Genomic DNA, 16989 nt, shown 5'->3' with positions numbered 1-16989 from the left:
TCACGTCGACACCGCAAGCTCAAGATCACAAGGCCAGTTTCCGGCTCACGATCGCAACTTCCGGCAAGGGACCGACCCTTCTGGCCTGATCAATAAGGACGTGCCGTACAGCGGGCTCGAGGTCTCCCAGGTCCCCCTCTCCGAAGAAGGTCAACGCCTTAAGGCTTTCGCTGGGTTGAAAGGTCGGCGCGAACAAGGTGCTTGCTGCGGCCAAGCCGTGAGCCAGATCAGTGCCCGCGGACAGCATAGCCGAAATGTCACGATAGTCCTTGGCTTCCGCACGCTGCAGAATGACCTTGAGTTTGGTCGCCAGCAGGTCCTCCGCTGAAGCAACGACAAGAGTTCCGTCAGCTGTCTTTTCCGGCGCAGACACCCGGCCGAACCGAATCGGTGCGAGGAAGGACACCTTCACCCAGGCTTCCCCCGGCACCAGGACTGTGAGGTTGTCCGGCTGATCCTGCAAGACGCGCGCCTCGGTCAGAAACGCGCACGCCTGGCGCAACCGGCTGCCGTCAAGCGGTTGGTCATGGAAAAAATCAAAATCAACGGATACACGATGACCTAACCGCAAGGCGACAGCCGTGCCCCCGTAAAGCACAAACCCCATCTCCACCAGAGGTGCAAGTTGTGACCAAAGCGCCCGCTGGGCAGCCGGCAGGACGTGCGTTCTCGGATGGAAGGTGGTCATGCCAACCGGCGCTGCGGTAAAGGCGGCACATGGTCGATTTCCGCCATGTGCAGGCGATAGTGCCAATAGTGCCAGGAGCGGGCATTCAACTGCCCCGGCTCCGCGCGGCGAAGGACTTCGCAGAAGGGTTCCGGGCCTATCGCCGCGATGAGCTTCTGGACATCGTTATATTCGCCGATATCCATCACCTGGGCGATGACACGGTAAGGCGTGCGCGCCGCTTCATCAGCGGGTTTCCACCAGATATATTTGGCGGCAAGAGCCGTTATCAGCGCCATATCCATGACGGACTTATAGCGGAACGCCGCGAGGGGCGCTACGGCTCAGTCGTCGCGGTGAACGCGCTCGGAGCGCTCGTGGCGTTCCTGGGCCTCGATCGACAGGGTCGCGGTCGGACGGGCTTCCAGACGGCCCAGGCCGATCGGCTCGCCGGTCTCTTCGCAATAGCCGTAGGAACCGTCGTCGATGCGCGAAATGGCTTCGTCGATCTTGGAGATCAGCTTGCGCTGGCGGTCGCGGGTGCGCAGTTCCAGCGCCCGGTCCGATTCGGAAGACGCACGGTCCACCAGGTCCGGGTGGTTCTCCGTTTCCTTCTGCATGATATTGACCGTTTCCTTGGCGCCGCGGAGGATCTCATCCTTCCAGGCGTTCAGCTTGGCGCGGTAGTAGGCCAGCTGACGGGCATTCATATATTCTTCGTCCTCGGAAGGACGGTAGCTAGTGGCCAGTTCCGGCACATCTATTGACGGCATAAGCTTGTCGGACCCCTGAAATCGAACACCAAACCCCGAAAATGCGCCGAAGGGCACATCTCTCGGATACTCAAGCAAAAACAATACCACCCGTACCGCCGCCCGGATGTGGGCGGCTTATAGTGCCGCATGATAACCCTGTGAAGTGAATTTTCTTTTGCTGCGCTGCGAGATTATTGAAGTTTTTGCAACATTTAAGCGCTCAAGCGCCGCGGGGCTCGCGCAACGATGCGCGGCGAGCCGTCGCTCGCTGTTAAGAAACTCTCGGCGCCGTTTACATCAGCTTACGCTTGGCCAGCTCGACAAAGGCCCGGGTTTCGATCTCGTTCAGCACGCCCTGGAGACGGTCGTCATCCAGGTCCTCGCGGTGCTGAGCGATGAGCGATTGCAGCCGAAGCAGGGCTTCGTCATTGATATCGCCCGACAGAACACTGACCTTCAGGTCGTCCAGGGCATCCAGCATGTCGCGCGAGCGCTTGATCTGACGGCGACGGCGGCCGGTCAGGACATCCTCTTCGCCCTGCAGGGCCAGCAGAGCATCCATACCCACCATGCCGAAGGCCGCGGAGGCCTGGGCCGTGGCGGCCGACTTGGGCGCCTCACCGGCCTTGGACATCGAAAAATCGCCACCGGCGCGCCTGGGGCCACCCGTCGCGGCGGGGATATTCATGCCGGTTGCCGAATTGATCCTGAAGCTCATGACGCACCTTTGAATTGGGCCGTATAGAAGAAAGCATGGCGCGAATTCTGCGTCGGAAACCGGGCGTACTGCCGGTTATAGGCCAATATTGCCGCATGAGGGTAAGCGAAGCCTTAACGGCTCGGCAAGAATTTCCCCTCTTTCGCTTCGCCGAAAATCACCTTCCGGCAAACACCTGACTCTTAACAGCTTTTCACGCGGGAAATCGTGGCACGAAAATCGCTTATGGACAGCCACTTACGTGGTTAACCGGCGAGTGAATGATGCACACGATGTGGAAACTGGCTTTTGCGGCCATCCTGATGGGCCTGGCGGTGGCGAACGGCGCCCAGGCCACTTCACGCATCAAGGATGTCGTCGAGGTCGAAGGCGTGCGCGGCAACCAGCTGGTCGGCTACGGTATCGTGGTCGGGTTGAACGGTACCGGCGACACAGTCCGCAACTCGCCCATGCTGAAACAAAGCATGGAAGCCATGATGGAGCGGCTGGGGGTCAATGTCCGTGATGCCAACCTGAACACCAAGAATGCCGCCGCCGTCATGGTCACCGCCGAACTGCCCCCTTTTGCCGCCCCGGGGTCGCGCCTGGACATTACGGTCTCGGCCATGGGCGACGCCAAGAGCCTGCTGGGCGGCACGCTTCTAGTGACGCCGCTGATCGGTGCCGACGGTGAAGCCTATGCCGTAGCCCAGGGCACCGTCCAGACCGGTTCGGTTTCAGCCGGCGGAGCCTCGGGCTCTTCGGTCACCAAGGGCGTGCCGACCGCCGGCCGGATTTCCTCCGGTGGCATTATCGAGCGCCAGACCGCCTTCGATTTCAACAGCCAGTCGGTCGTGCGCCTGACCTTGCGCAACCCGGACTTTACCACGGCCCAGCGCATCGCCGCCGCCATCACCTCGCAATATCCCGGCACGGCGGTCGCCGAAAACCCGTCGGTCGTCGCCATCCGCCCGCCGGCCGGGCAGAGCATGATGAACTTCGTGACGATGATCGAGCCCCTGCCCGTTGAGATCGACGTCCCGGCCAAGGTGATCATCGACGAAGTCAACGGCGTCATCGTCATGGGTGAGAACGTCCGCATCTCCCGCGTCGCCATCGCTCAGGGCAATCTGACCATCCGCGTCGACGAGCGCCCTGACGTCAGCCAGCCCGCGCCCTTCTCACAAGGCCAGACCACGACCATCCCGGCCACCGACATCAGCGTCGAGGAGGAAAAGGGCAAGCAGCTTCTGCAGCTCGGCGGGGGTTCGACCCTCTCGGATCTGGTCGCCGGCCTCAATGCCCTGGGCGTCAGCCCGCGCGACATGATCTCGATCCTGCAGGCCATCAAGGCCTCGGGCGCTCTCCAAGCCGACATTCAGGTGATGTAACCCATGGACACCTCAGCCCTCCTCACCCTTCAGTCCGCCCAGAGCCAGGCCAGCGCCGCCGGCGAAACCCGTCTGACCGGCCGGGTCCATACGGCCCAGGCTGATCAAAACGCCAAACTCGGCGCCGATTTCGAGTCCATGGTTCTGTCGAACCTGCTCAAGCCGATGTTCGAAGGCCTGACGACCGACGGCCCGTTCGGCGGCGGCGAGGGCGAAGCCGCCATGCGTTCATTCCAGATCGACGCCATGGCGCAAAACATCACCGATCGCGGCGGCATCGGCATCTCCGATATGATGCAAAAGCAATTGATCAAACTTCAGGAAGGCTCGCTCTGATGGCTCTGTCCGCGCAAAACGGTTCCGACCGCGCCCGCCAGCTTCTGGCCCTGACCCTGCGTCTGGGTGACCGCCTGGCCCACGAGATCGAAGTACTGGAAGCCCACCGTCCCCAGGACCTGCATGACCGCATCGAAGAGACCCGCCAGCTCTCCAACCTGTACCGGCTGGAAACCGCGCGCATCAAGGCGGATCCGTCGCTTCTGGGCGGCATGACGCCCGATGACAAGACCTCCCTGCGCGCCGCTACCGTGGTCTTTCAGGAGCGTCTGCATCGCTATGAGCATGCGGTAAATGCCGCCAAGACGGTCACCGAAGGCATTATCGCCGCCGTCGCCGAAGACCTCAACAAGATCCGCAACCAGGCCACAACCTACGGCGCGCGGGGCCGTACCAGCGACGCCGGACCGCAGTCTCTGAGCTACGGCCGCCTCGCCTGACCGGTTAACCGTCCGATTTAACGGCATTTTCACACCGATATCCGATATTCGAAAGAAATAACCGGTATCTGTTGATGAAGAACACGAGTTTCTGGCGCGACAAGCGCGGCAATGTCGCCATGATCTATGGTCTGGCGGCCGTCCTGGTCATCGCATCGGGCGGCGGCGCCCTGGATCTGTTCAACGCCTCCAACCTGCGCCACAACATGCAGGCCGCCCTGGACGCTGCTGTCCTGACCGGGGTGCGCGCCTCCAGCCAGATGGGAACGTCGGCCAGCAATGCCTTCAAGCAGAACGTCGCCGATGAACTGGACGGGGCCTCGCAGTCCTACGGCAGTTCCGTCGCCTCATCCTCGGCGTCATCGTCCTCCTACGTGACAACCACCCTCACCGGCACGGCCAGTCTCGACAGCCCGACCTATTTCATGAAGCTGCTGGGCCTGGGTGACCTCAGGGTCAGCGTCAAGTCGGTGGCCCAGGGCACGACCGTCACCACACCGTCGGGCGCGCCGTGTATCTATGTGCTGGACCCCAGCGGCAGCCAGGCGCTCCTGGTCAACAGCGGCGCCAATGTCCAGGCGCCGACGTGCGAAATCCACGTCAAGTCGACGGGCAACCCGGCCGCCATCTTCAACTCCGGCAGCACGCTGAACTTCAAGAAGCTGTGCGTCCAGGGCACCAATGTCATCAAGAATTCGGTGACCGTGCCCAACCTGGTCACCGGCTGCGCGGCTCTGGGCGATCCCTATGCCGGCACCCTGCCGACCCCGGCCTCGTCGACCTGTACCTTTTCCAACCAGAACTACAGCGCCGCCACCCAGAACCTGACTCCGGGCGTCTATTGCGGCTGGTTCAATTTCAACAATTCCTCGGCGACGGTCAATTTCGCCCCTGGGGTCTATGTCATCAAGAACGGCGGCTGGAACGTCAACGGTGGTACCTGGAAGGGCACGGGCGTGACCTTCTATTACGCCGACACGTCGAAGATCCAGTTCAACACCGGCATCTCGGCCGACCTGAGCGCGCCGTCCAGCGGCACCTATAAGGACCTTTTGATGTACGAAGCCTCGGGCCTGTCCAAGACCCAGTTCGTACTGAACGATTCCGTCGCCAACAAGCTGACCGGCCTGATCTGGCTGCCATCGCGTGAACTGACGCTGAACGCCAAGTCGGGGGTGCAGTCCGACGCCCTGACCCTGGTGGTGTGGCGGCTGATCCTGAACAACACGACGTGGAATTTGGGCCCCATGGGCGGTTCCAGCTCGGCGGCCAGCGGCGGCATGAAGAATGTGCGGCTGGTGAAGTAAGAGGGAACACGGAAAACACTGAAGGCCGCTACGCGGCACACGGAAAACACTGAATTCGAGTAACTGAAAATCCCGCGCGAAGCGCCATTCTATTGTGATCAGAAAGAAGGCGCTTCGCGCGGATCAGCACGAATTTCCGTGTCTTTCCGTGCCCGACGCCGCAGGCGGCGCTTCCGTGTTTTCCGTGTTCCCACTTCAAACTTTCAAACACGCCATCAATTTCCGTTCTTAGGGTCGATATTGTCCCCGTTCATCACCCGGGCGTCCTTGTCGCTGGAATAGACGCCCTTCTTGGGAAGATCATCATCTCGTCCGCCGCTGCCCGGCGACGGCGACGCGTTCACCCGCTTCCAGTAATCCGTACTGCCCGGCGTCGTCTTGTACCGCAGGTTGGCGTCGCGCTGGTTCGCCGTGTTCTGGAAATCCCGGTCAGGCTTGGGCCCCATGCGCCCCTGGGACGCCAGGGCCGGCATGTTGCAGCTTTCCGGAATCGGTTTTCCAGTTTGCTGGAGTTCGACGCAGCTGTTGTGGTTCTGGATCGCCTGGCTGACGCCCGAACGGCCGCCGCTCAGGCCCTGCAATGCACCCGGCGGCAATCCTGCGCCGGACATTCCGCCCCCGCCACCGCCGCCTCCGGCGCTCCCGGCGGGTTTGCGTGCCGCCGTGAGACCTGATGTCGGGGCGTCGGCCGTGACCTGATCCGGCACGTGCAGGTTCATGTTCGAGACGTCGCGGTTCGAACTGGCCCGTGCACTTTCCCCTGGCCGCGCGGCAATCTGTTCGTCGTCCTTGCGCTTCTTAGCTCCCGGGGTCCGGACTGATGCCACAGCCTGGTTGTCATTCGATACGTCGCGGTTCGCACCGGCGCGTGCATTTTCCACGGGCCGGGCCGTAATCCGTTCGTCGTCGTTGCGCTTTTTGACCCCCGGGGTTCGGACCAACGGCACTTCCGGGGTCTGGCTGTCATCGGTGCTCACCTCGCTGCGCGTCTCGTTGCGCGCCGACGGCTGCGTCTTGGGCGACAGATCCGGCATGTCGAAAGGCTTCACGGTCAAGCTGCGCCGAGGCGATTCGACCGGGCTCGGCTGGGGCTGGGGCTGGGGTTCCGGCGGGACCTCCGGCGGCGTCACCTCAACGTCCCGTTCGGCGACATCCTGCGGTTCCGGCTTCGGAACAGGCTCCACCTCGGGAATCTCTTCCGGCTTCTCCATCTCGTAGACTTCCAGGGGATAGATAACCTCGCGATACTCTTTCAGGTGCATGTTTTCCGTCTTGCTGACCACCAGCACCCAAAACAGCGCAGCGTGAAGCCCAACAACGATGACGGTGGACCCGATCCAGCGCGCCCGGCGTTTCGTGCGCGATGTAATCCATACACCGACCATCTCCAGCCGGTCGCTGATCTCGTCCCTGATCTGCTCTATGGTGACGCGCATATATGGTCTGGCCCTCGTCCCGCGACCCTGAGGAGGAATATTGGCCTTACTTTGTTCGATTTGTCACCTGGTGTCGTGAATTCAAAGGTAGAGCGGCTTTGCGACCTGCTGCCAAATCCTGTCATGACGGCGTGCGCAGGTGTGCGCCGCAGTGTAATCTGAGCAATGTTGCCACAATGTTCTTGATTTTGACTGGCAAATCGCGGTTAGGCTCCTATATAGTCGAACTTGTAAAATTTTCGGGATAGCAGCTTATGGCGCACCACTTCGACCAGGGTTTCATCAAGGTTCGCGGGGCCCGGGAGCACAATCTCAAAGGGGTCGATGTTGACATTCCGCGCGGCCAGCTGGTGGTCCTGACCGGCCTGTCGGGCTCGGGAAAGTCGTCGTTGGCCTTCGACACCATCTATGCCGAGGGACAACGCCGCTATGTCGAGTCCCTGTCGGCCTATGCCCGGCAGTTCCTGGAGTTGATGTCCAAGCCCGATGTCGATCTGATCGAAGGCCTGTCCCCGGCCATCTCCATCGAACAGAAGACGACGTCGAAAAACCCGCGCTCGACCGTCGGTACGGTGACCGAGATCCACGACTATATGCGCCTGCTGTGGGCGCGCGTCGGCATTCCCTATTCCCCGGCCACCGGATTGCCGATCGAAAGCCAGACCATCTCGCAGATGGTCGACAAGATCATCGCCCTGCCCGAAGGCACCCGCCTGCTGCTGCTCGCGCCCTATGTCCGCGGCCGTAAGGGTGAATACAAGAAAGAGATTGCCGATCTGCAGAAGCAGGGCTTCCAGCGCCTGAAGATCGACGGCCAATATTACGCTATCGAGGACGCACCGAAGCTCGAAAAAACCTTCAAGCATGACATTGACGTTGTCGTCGATCGTATTGTTGTTAAAGGCGGTTTGATGGCGCGCCTTGCCGACTCGTTGGAGACAGCGCTGCGTCTGGCCGACGGCCTCGCCGTCGCAGAGTTCGCCGATATCGCCGAGGGCGAGACCGAGCCGAAGCGCATCATCTTTTCCGAAAAGTTCGCCTGTCCGGTGTCCGGCTTCACCATCGAAGAGGTCGAGCCGCGGCTGTTTTCCTTCAACAATCCGTTCGGCGCCTGTCCGACCTGCGACGGACTGGGGGTCAAGCTGAAGTTCGACCGCGACCTGATCGTCGCCGACCCGAAAGCGACCCTGAAGGACGGCGCCATCGCCCCGTGGTCGAAGGGCCCCTCGCCGCTCTACGCCCAGACCCTGGAGAGCCTGGGAGTCCATTATGGATTTTCCGTGGATAAAAAGTGGAAGGACCTGCCGGAAAAGGTGCAGGAGATCATCCTGATGGGTTCGGGCACGGAGAAGATCAAGTTCACCTATCAGGACGGAACCCGCCGTTACGACGTCACCAAACCGTTTGAAGGCGTCATCCCGAACATGGACCGACGCTGGCGCGAGACCGACAGTTCGTGGGTGCGCGAAGACTTGGCGCGCTACCAGTCGGAAACGCCGTGCGACGCCTGCAACGGCGCCCGCCTCAAGCCCGAGGCCCTGGCCGTCAAGATTGACGCGAAGAATATCTCTGAAATTTCCCGCCTGTCGATCCGCAAGGCGCATGAGTGGTTTACGGACGTCGAAGACAAGCTGAGCGAAAAGCAGCTCGACATCGCCCGCAGAATTCTCAAAGAAATCAAGGACAGGCTGAGGTTTCTTAACGATGTGGGTCTGGATTACCTCAACATGTCGCGCAATTCCGGCACATTGTCCGGCGGCGAGTCCCAGCGCATCCGCCTGGCGTCGCAGATCGGTTCCGGACTGACCGGCGTGCTTTACGTGCTGGACGAGCCGTCGATCGGCCTGCATCAGCGCGACAACGACCGTCTGCTGGTCAGCCTGAAGGGGCTGCGCGACCTGGGCAACAGTGTACTGGTGGTCGAGCACGACGAAGACGCCATCCTTCAGGCCGACTATGTCATCGATATGGGACCCGCCGCCGGCATCCATGGCGGCGAGATCATCGCCCAAGGGCCGCCGGAAGCCATCCGCAACAGCGCCAAATCGATCACCGGTCAATACTTGACGGGCAAGCGCGAGATCCCCCTGTTCTATTCCAAGGACACGGACCAGGAACGCCGGCCGATCAACAAGAAGAAGATGCTGAAGGTCATCGGCGCCCGGGGCAACAACCTGAAAAATGTTACCGGCGAGATCCCCGTCGGGGTCATGACCTGCATCACCGGCGTGTCCGGCGGCGGCAAGTCGACCTTCACCTTGGAAACCCTGTACAAGGCGGCAGCGCGGCGGCTGAACAATGCCTCGGCCCATCCGGCGGCCCACGACAAGATCGAAGGGCTGGAGCATTTCGACAAGATCGTCGAGATCGACCAGTCGCCGATCGGCCGCACGCCGCGGTCCAACCCCGCCACCTATACCGGCGCGTTTGGACCTATCCGCGATTGGTATGCCGGCCTGCCCGAATCCAAGGCGCGCGGCTATGGCCCCGGCCGTTTCAGCTTCAACGTCAAGGGCGGCCGCTGCGAAGCCTGCCAGGGTGACGGGCTGATCAAGATCGAGATGCACTTCCTGCCCGACGTCTATGTCACCTGCGACGTCTGCAAGGGTAAGCGCTACAACCGCGAGACCCTGGATATCGTGTTCAAGGGCTATTCCATCGCCGACGTGCTGGACATGACAGTCGAGGAAGGCGCCGACGCTTTCAAGGCGGTACCGTCGATCCGCGACAAGCTGGAGACGCTTAAACGTGTGGGCCTGAGCTATATCAAGATCGGCCAGCAGGCGACGACCCTGTCGGGCGGCGAGGCCCAGCGGGTCAAGCTGTCGAAGGAACTGTCCAAGCGCGCCACCGGCAAGACCCTGTATATCCTGGACGAGCCGACGACCGGCCTGCACTTCGAGGATACACGCAAGCTGCTGGAAGTGCTGCATGAACTGACCGATCACGGCAATACCACTGTGGTCATCGAGCACAATCTCGACGTCATCAAGACGGCCGACTGGCTGCTCGATTTCGGTCCGGAAGGCGGCGACGGCGGCGGCGAGATCGTGGCCACCGGCACGCCGGAACAGGTTGCCGAAAATCCGAAGTCATGGACCGGCAAGTACCTCAAGGGCATGCTGGCCAAGCACAAAAAGCGCCATTTGGAGCCAGCTCAGTAGCTCCGCTTAATCTCTGTTAACCATCTTTTGGCAGGGTGGAGTCATGAGACTCACCGCCCTCGCCTGCTCCGCCCTTGTCCTGTTGTCGGCCTGCGCCAAGAAAGAGGCGCATGATGATCCACATGCTGCGCCCCATGGCGACGCCCACGGCGCCAAGACCGAGGCTGTCGCCCACTGGACCTACGAAGGCAAGGAAGGCCCCGAACACTGGGCAGGCATGGGCGGGGACAATGCCGTCTGCGGCAGCGGGCAGCGGCAGTCGCCGATCGATATCGCCGGCAAGACGCCGCAGAAGGCTTCGAAGATTCAGTTCGCCTACCGGTCGTCGACCGCCACCATCCAGAATAACGGTCATACCGTCATCGTCACGCCTCAGGACGGCGGGGGCGTCATCATCGACGGCACGGTCTATACCCTGAAGCAGTTCCACTTCCATTCACCCAGCGAGCACGCCATCAACGGCCAGCGCACGGCGCTGGAAACCCATTTTGTCCATCAGAATGAGCATGGCGACCTGCTGGTTGTCGGGGTCATGTCGGATATCGGCAATGCCGACCCGATGCTGGCCTCGCTATGGACCTACCTGCCGACCGATCCCGGCCAGGCCCTGCCGCTGAACGATATCCTGATCAATGCCCAGGACCTGATGCCCGGCACGGAGGACTTTTACGTCTATGCCGGGTCGCTGACCACGCCGCCCTGTACTGAGGGTGTCACTTGGATGGTCTTCTCATCACCGCTCAGTGTCAGTGCTGAGCAGGCCGATGCTTTCAGCCGCATTGTCGGGCCAAATTCGCGGCCTTTGCAGGCCCGCCACGACCGCGACTTCCTGCACGTGTCAGGCGGAGCGTGACGGCTTGAGCGCGCGATAGGCGGCCGCCGGCGCGCCATAGACGATCGCGGACACCAGCGGCACGACGACACCCCCCAACAGCGTTTCAACGACCATATAGGGCGGTGTCAGATAGGCGCGCAGGCTGCTGTAGTCCGGAGAAGGGACGTTGCCGAAGGTGACCAGCACCAGCGACCGAATGGCCTGGAAGCAGAGAAAGAAGACGGCAAACGCCAGCAGGAAGGCGATGACATAGCCGAGGATCAGCCGCCAGACCTCGGGACGGGTCAGGGTAAAACTGCCGAACAGGTCCAGGACCTTGCGGTCGAGGCTTTGCGGACCGTTCAGCGACAGACGGATAGACAGCGACAGAATAACGCCGCCGGCGGCGAACATCCCGGTAGCGATACCGGTTTCTCCGCCGATATAGCCTAGGGTTCCCCCGAACATCAGCATGAACAGAGCCATCAGAACCATCAAGGCGTGGACGGCGAACATCCTGATCTCATCCAGGCCGAAGCGCAGGTAGCCCCACCGGTCATCCTGTGGGTTCAACGCCGCCCGCGCCGCTGCCGTCGCCAGGATGGCGCCGGTGATCAGGTAGACAGTAAAGAACAGCGCAACACCCGGCAAGCCGGCGGCAACCCCTTCGAGGCGCTGGGCGTCGGCCGGCGCGGAGCCCTGCAGGGCCTGCATCTGCATGATGGATGGGCCGGCACGGTGGATCAGTGAGGCCACGGCCACAGCATGCCCGGTCAGCGCCACGGCGCCCCACAGAAGGATCAGCCGGGGACGTTCCCGGATGGTGCGAAAGCCTTCAAAAGCGAAATCGAGCGACAGGGCCATGGGCTAAGGGCATAGCCGCCCGGACGCCAGGGTGCAAGGCGGCGTTTCAGAAGATCTTTTCGACCGCCCTGGGATGCCGGCCGCTCAGGGTCCGGTAGGCAGCCGCCGGCGCCCCGACCATGATAGCGATCATCATCGGCCAGGCAACGAGACTGAAAATAGCGATATAGCCGGCCATCATCGGCCCCACGGCCCACAGAATGCTGGCGACATCGGGCGGCGTCGACGAATTGGCCATCTGCTGCCAGGCGCCCATATTGGCGAACATCAGCATGATCAGGAAGAACCAGACCACGGTCATCACCACGGTTTCAACCACGACCGCCAGCAGCCAGGCCAGCAGGTACCCGCCGAACAGGGACCAGAAGTTCCCCTTGGTCAGCTTCCACGACCCGAACAGGTTGATCCGCTTTTCATCGAAACTTTGTACCGAAAACAGCGACAGGCGGATCATGAGCCAGATCATCAGGCCAATTCCGGCGATGATGGCGACAATGGCGATAAGCACGCCCAAAGGCATCAGGTCTTCATCGATCAGGGAAAAACCGGCGCCCAAGGCTACCCCGACGATGGCCAGAGCCGCATACACGCCAAGGAACAGGAGCACATAAATAATGTGGATCAGGATCATGCGCAGTTCGTCGCCGCCAAAGCGAAGATAGCCAAACCCCGGCTTTTCGTCCGTCAGTGCGGCCCGGAAGACGGCGCACGACACAACCGCCCCCGACACGCCAATGACGACGAACATGATCAGGTAAGGCGGGATCAGACTGAGCATAAGGCCGCTCATGACCGCGGGATCCGGTGCGGCTGACATGCTGAACAGTTGCACAAACGTCGGCAGGGCAAAGAAGATCAAGGCGCCAAACCCGACAATATTGGCGACGAGGAACACCAGGCCCCAGGCCGCGACGGCCAACGGCTGTTTGCGGATAATACGAAAGCCTTCGAACGCGAACTCGATATCGAGCCTCATGATCTTCCCCCGTGATGTCTAGAAAACGTTGTCCGCACGGCGGCGCGACGCCCCGACCACTTGCCTGTAGGCGGCGGCCGGCGCGCCGGTGAAAATGGCGGTTACCAGCGGGCTGACGATCAGGCTCAGGAAGACGACATAGGCCCCCAGCCAAGGCGCCAGAATGGTCAGGATTCGGGTGATTTCGGCAGCGCTGGGCTGCTTGCCCAACTGGCTGATAAGGTCAAGATTCCCGCCCAGACCGATCACGGCAACGACCCAGAAAACCACCAGGCAGAGCAGGCCCACCACCAGTCCGAGGAGCACCATCAGGACGTAACCGCCCAGGAGTGTGCCGAAAACGTCCTTGGTGAGGTTCCAGGAACCAAACAGATTGAAGGATTTTTCGTCGAAACACTGCACGTAGGCGAGCGAAAGACGAATCACGAAGTACAGGTATATCACCATGGTCAGGAGGTCGAAGATGAGGCGAGCCCCTTCCGTACCGATAATCGAGGAAGCGACAACGCTGAGCACACCTCCGACAAGGCTGATACCGAAATTGATCAACCCCAGAAGCAGGCCCAGAACGAACATGACTGCGATCATGCGCAATTCGTCGCCACCGAAGCGGATATAGCCGAAACTGCTCTCTGGTCGCCCCAGGACCCGACGATAGACGGCGCAGGCCATGACCGCCTGCACGATCATCATGATCAGCAGCAGCAGGAAGTACGGCCCGACAAACTGCCCCATCAGATTCAGGATCGCCATCGGATCTTCAGTGGACGGGAAGCCGCTGGTGATCAGGCTCTGGATGCCAGGCCAGGCAAGATAGAAGAACAATCCCAGCCCCAGGGCATTACCCACCAGCAGGACAATTCCCCAGAAAACAATGAGGAGCGGCTTCTCGCGAACAATACGAAAACCTTCGAATGCGAAATCGATATTGAGTTTGTTCATGCCGACGCCCCCGAAATCCGGCCCCGAATTGTGGCCTGTCTGTGCCTATTCTGCCCGTATGGTTTCGATTTGCCTATAGGCAGACGCAAAAAATCCCACCAGCAGAGGAAGGAGCAAGCCAATAAGCAAAAGCAATAGCCCGCCATGCAATACCAGGTTCATGCCCTGGGTCAGCCACGGATACGGCAAGGCATGGGCCAGGCGGATCTCCGGACCGAGGTGATGGACCACGCCCGCAACCAGCAGAGCGAAGGGCAGGACCAGGACCACCATGCCGGCAAACAGCTTGCCGGCCTGCCCCGACGTCAGGCCCAGGGCATTGAGAGTCACCAGCTTGCGCTGGGCGATATTGGCGGCGTGCAGCAGGGAGAATTTGACCAGGATAAACAGCAGGAACAGGTGGGCAATGACCGCGCTGACCAGGGTCCAGGTGCCACCATGGACCGGGTCGACGTCATTCATCTTGGCGGCCACCACGAAGACAATGAAACCAGCCCCCACGATAAAGGCGACGAACAAAGCCGCCAGCAGGCTGGCCAGGATGAGGCGCACTTCGGGCAGCGCGAACTGAAGACCGCCCGGCCCGCGTCCTTCCTTGCCGGCTGTCTGGCCGAACAAAGCGGTGCGATATAGGGCGCCCAGACTCATGACCTTGCAAACGACGACTGCGACCACGAGAGCCAGACAAAGCCAGATCGAGTGGTGCTGGAACACGACCAGGGGACCGCCGGCAGCAACAGCCCACAGCAGCACCAGGGCCAGACCCGCGCCACCCCACGCCCCCGGCAGGCCCGAAAAGGCTGCCGACAACGCCTTCGTCACCGAAAATGACGCGCTTCTACGCATAAAGTATACCGCCCTTACCTGATTTTACGCCATTTCACCCGACGGCGATTTGAGACTCAAATCCATTCGCTTGAAAAGCTTATTTCGTTAACCAGATCAAATTTCTGCGCGCCCTTGCTCAGGCGTCACACCCTGCTATAGACCGCGACCATGACAGTTTCTCAAGAACCTATACACGTTATCGGCGGCGGCCTGGCCGGCTCCGAAGCCGCCTGGCAGATCGTCAAGCGCGGCGTGCCCGTTGTCCTGCACGAGATGCGTGGGGTTAAACCTACGAATGCGCACCATACGAATGATTTCGCCGAATTGGTGTGCTCCAACTCGTTCCGTTCCGATGACTGGGAGTTCAACGCCGTTGGCCTGCTGCACGAAGAGATGCGCCGCGGCGGTTCTCTGATCCTGGCCTGCGCCGACAAGCACCAGGTTCCGGCCGGCGGCGCCCTGGCGGTCGACCGCGACGGTTTCAGCGCCGCGGTGACGCAAGTCCTGTCAAATCATCCATTGATCACCATCGTGCGTGAAGAGGTCACCACCCTGGCCGACAAGCCGTGGCAAAATGTCGTGGTCGCCACCGGCCCCCTCACCTCCGAGTCCCTGTCGCAGTTCGTCCTCGATGTCTCCGGCGAGGGCCAGTTGAGCTTCTTCGACGCCATTGCGCCGATCATCCATTTCGACTCGATCGACATGTCCAAGGCGTGGAAGCAATCGCGCTACGACAAGGAAGGCCCGGGCGGCGACGCGGCAGCCTATATCAACTGTCCCATGGACAAGGACCAGTACGAGGCCTTTATCGACGCCCTGCTGGACGGGCCCAAGGCCGAGTTCAAGGACTGGGAGCACGTCCCCTATTTCGACGGTTGCCTGCCGATCGAGGTCATGGCCGAACGCGGCCGCGAAACCCTGCGCTACGGCCCTATGAAGCCGGTCGGCCTGACCAATCCGCACAACCCGACCGTCAAAGCCCACGCCATCATCCAACTTCGCCAGGATAATGCCCTGGGCACGCTGTACAACATGGTCGGCTTCCAGACAAAGCTGAAGCACGGCGCCCAGGCCGACGTCTTCCGCATGATCCCGGGGCTGGAAAACGCCCAATTCGCCCGTCTGGGCGGCCTGCACCGCAACACCTTCATCCAGTCGCCGAAGCTGCTGGACCGGCAGTTGCGGCTGAAGGCGCTTTTCCCTGAAAAATCCGTGCGTTTCGCCGGACAGCTCACCGGCGTCGAAGGCTATGTCGAAAGCGCCGCCATCGGTCTGCTGGCCGGCCGGTTCGCCGCAGCCCAGGCCCTGGGCGGCAGCCTGCCAGAGCCGCCGGAAACCACGGCCCTTGGCGCCTTGATCAATCATATCACGATCGGCCACCTGGAGGGCGGCAGCTTCCAGCCGATGAACATCAACTATGGACTCCTGCCGCCGCTGGATCCGCCCAAGGTCGACGAGCACGGCAAGAAAATCCCGTTGAAGGAGCGCGGCCGCGCCAAAAAACGCCTGATGTCACTCAGAGCCTTGAACGATGTTCAGGAATGGCTAAATCTTGCCTGATTCTGGCGCTAAGCCAGTCACAACCTCCATCCCTTCGGGTCTTCCGTGCGTTCCCTGCTTTTCCTCTCCGCCGCCGCCCTGTCGCTTACGGCCTGCGCCACCACCACGACCACCCAGACCACGGTCTATATCCCGGTGGCGCCCGTTGTCACGCCCAGTTCGCTGACCCCTCAGCCGGTGATCCTGTTCAACAAGACCAAGAACGGCCGCAAGCTGTTCACCTTGAACGAGGAATTCCCCTATTGCGACCCCGGCACAGGCAAGGTGATCGTGGTGCCGCGGTGGTATGTCACGGACTTTGCCTCGGTGCCGTGGTTCGGCCAGAGCGTGATCGACCCTCAGGGCCCGACGGCGCGCGCCGCCATTATCCACGACTACCTCTATGCCATCGGCGAAAAAGGCAAGCGCGAGGAAGCCGACGACATCTTCTATCGCGCCATGATCAGTTTCGGTGTCGACGAATGGCAGGCCCGCACCGCCTATACCGCTGTGCGCACGGGTGGTGAAAAAGGCTATGGCCTGAAGGACGACTGGTCGTTCATCGATCCGACACGGCCGGACGGCGTCCAGCCGGCCCCCTTCCCCAAGCCGAAGACCGGTGCCGTGCGTATCATGTCCAGGTGTGCCGGCTTTAAAGACCTGATCCAGACCGGCTGGCGCGCCTATCCGATCGCCCAGCCGGTGGTCAATGTGCCACCGCCGGTCACGGTGACGGAAAAGACCGGCCCGGCCGACTGGGTTCAGGACAAGCTGCCCTGGCCGAAGAAGAAAAAAGACGAGAAGAAGTAGGAAAATTTTCTTCTTCGCGCCTT

At 61.4% G+C, this 16989-nt stretch carries 17 protein-coding genes; 8 read left to right on the top strand and 9 right to left on the bottom strand.

Translation table 11 applies throughout. The features are described from left to right. Positions 1-25: 25 nt before the first annotated feature. The 4 genes from ABAC460_RS30395 to ABAC460_RS30380 form a co-directional block, all read right to left on the bottom strand. Entirely contained in the window at positions 26-688 is a 663-nt protein-coding gene (locus tag ABAC460_RS30395; protein WP_023452390.1) for a nucleotidyl transferase AbiEii/AbiGii toxin family protein, read from the bottom strand. Then, the gene (locus ABAC460_RS30390) at positions 685-972 is read right to left on the bottom strand and encodes a hypothetical protein (protein ID WP_023452389.1); all 288 of its coding nucleotides are present in this window, start codon (positions 970-972) and stop codon (positions 685-687) included. Before ABAC460_RS30390 ends, ABAC460_RS30395 begins: the two co-directional genes overlap by 4 nt. 39 nt (positions 973-1011) lie before the next feature. Further along, a complete protein-coding gene (gene dksA, locus ABAC460_RS30385; protein WP_031236461.1) occupies positions 1012-1440 on the bottom strand; it encodes an RNA polymerase-binding protein DksA in 429 nt (142 codons plus the stop codon). A 274-nt stretch (positions 1441-1714) separates the two neighbouring features. Next, entirely contained in the window at positions 1715-2140 is a 426-nt protein-coding gene (locus tag ABAC460_RS30380; protein ID WP_023452387.1) for a flagellar assembly protein FliX, read from the bottom strand. A gap of 263 nt (positions 2141-2403) precedes the next feature. Here ABAC460_RS30380 and ABAC460_RS30375 point away from each other — a divergent pair, with 263 nt between their 5' ends. The 4 genes from ABAC460_RS30375 (at position 2404) to ABAC460_RS30360 (ending at position 5593) form a co-directional block, all read left to right on the top strand. Beyond that, entirely contained in the window at positions 2404-3510 is a 1107-nt protein-coding gene (locus tag ABAC460_RS30375; RefSeq protein ID WP_369794077.1) for a flagellar basal body P-ring protein FlgI, read from the top strand. A 3-nt stretch (positions 3511-3513) separates the two neighbouring features. Further along, positions 3514-3846 carry a rod-binding protein gene (locus ABAC460_RS30370; RefSeq protein WP_023452385.1) on the top strand — a complete coding sequence of 111 codons (333 nt, stop codon included), beginning with the start codon at positions 3514-3516 and terminating at the stop codon, positions 3844-3846. Beyond that, the gene (locus ABAC460_RS30365; protein ID WP_023452384.1) at positions 3846-4286 is read left to right on the top strand and encodes a hypothetical protein; all 441 of its coding nucleotides are present in this window, start codon (positions 3846-3848) and stop codon (positions 4284-4286) included. Before ABAC460_RS30370 ends, ABAC460_RS30365 begins: the two co-directional genes overlap by 1 nt. 74 nt (positions 4287-4360) lie before the next feature. Further along, positions 4361-5593, top strand: a complete 1233-nt coding sequence (locus tag ABAC460_RS30360) for a TadE/TadG family type IV pilus assembly protein (protein ID WP_023452383.1) — start codon at positions 4361-4363, stop codon at positions 5591-5593. A 215-nt stretch (positions 5594-5808) separates the two neighbouring features. Here the strand turns inward: ABAC460_RS30360 and ABAC460_RS30355 are convergent, their stop codons facing one another. Continuing rightward, positions 5809-7029 carry a hypothetical protein gene (locus tag ABAC460_RS30355; RefSeq protein WP_023452382.1) on the bottom strand — a complete coding sequence of 407 codons (1221 nt, stop codon included), beginning with the start codon at positions 7027-7029 and terminating at the stop codon, positions 5809-5811. Positions 7030-7283: 254 nt separating this feature from the next. On the opposite strand from ABAC460_RS30355, the gene uvrA reads away from it, so the two are divergent. Next, entirely contained in the window at positions 7284-10193 is a 2910-nt protein-coding gene (gene uvrA / locus ABAC460_RS30350; protein WP_023452381.1) for an excinuclease ABC subunit UvrA, read from the top strand. 43 nt (positions 10194-10236) lie between these two features. Further along, a complete protein-coding gene (locus ABAC460_RS30345; protein ID WP_023452380.1) occupies positions 10237-11046 on the top strand; it encodes a carbonic anhydrase in 810 nt (269 codons plus the stop codon). Here ABAC460_RS30345 and ABAC460_RS30340 read toward each other — a convergent pair. The 4 genes from ABAC460_RS30340 to ABAC460_RS30325 are packed head-to-tail and all read right to left on the bottom strand — an operon-like array spanning position 11032 to position 14635. Further along, complete coding sequence (locus ABAC460_RS30340; RefSeq protein ID WP_023452379.1) at positions 11032-11871, bottom strand: hypothetical protein; 840 nt, start codon at positions 11869-11871, stop codon at positions 11032-11034. The two genes, ABAC460_RS30345 and ABAC460_RS30340, sit on opposite strands and share 15 nt — an antisense overlap. 46 nt (positions 11872-11917) lie before the next feature. Continuing rightward, positions 11918-12847 carry a hypothetical protein gene (locus ABAC460_RS30335; protein ID WP_023452378.1) on the bottom strand — a complete coding sequence of 310 codons (930 nt, stop codon included), beginning with the start codon at positions 12845-12847 and terminating at the stop codon, positions 11918-11920. An 18-nt stretch (positions 12848-12865) separates the two neighbouring features. After that, the gene (locus tag ABAC460_RS30330) at positions 12866-13789 is read right to left on the bottom strand and encodes a hypothetical protein (protein WP_023452377.1); all 924 of its coding nucleotides are present in this window, start codon (positions 13787-13789) and stop codon (positions 12866-12868) included. Positions 13790-13834: 45 nt separating this feature from the next. Beyond that, positions 13835-14635 (bottom strand): hypothetical protein, encoded by an 801-nt coding sequence (locus ABAC460_RS30325; protein WP_155914586.1) that lies wholly within the window; start codon positions 14633-14635, stop codon positions 13835-13837. Between the two features lie 150 nt (positions 14636-14785). Here ABAC460_RS30325 and trmFO point away from each other — a divergent pair, with 150 nt between their 5' ends. Further along, positions 14786-16177 (top strand): methylenetetrahydrofolate--tRNA-(uracil(54)-C(5))-methyltransferase (FADH(2)-oxidizing) TrmFO, encoded by a 1392-nt coding sequence (gene trmFO, locus ABAC460_RS30320; RefSeq protein WP_023452375.1) that lies wholly within the window; start codon positions 14786-14788, stop codon positions 16175-16177. Positions 16178-16222: 45 nt separating this feature from the next. After that, the gene (locus ABAC460_RS30315; RefSeq protein ID WP_023452374.1) at positions 16223-16966 is read left to right on the top strand and encodes a DUF1353 domain-containing protein; all 744 of its coding nucleotides are present in this window, start codon (positions 16223-16225) and stop codon (positions 16964-16966) included. Positions 16967-16989: the final 23 nt, after the last annotated feature.

The sequence above is a fragment of the Asticcacaulis sp. AC460 genome (assembly GCF_000495795.1).
Lineage (GTDB): Bacteria > Pseudomonadota > Alphaproteobacteria > Caulobacterales > Caulobacteraceae > Asticcacaulis.
Note: the sequence above shows the minus strand (reverse complement) of the source record. Positions and strands in the feature narration are given on the sequence as shown.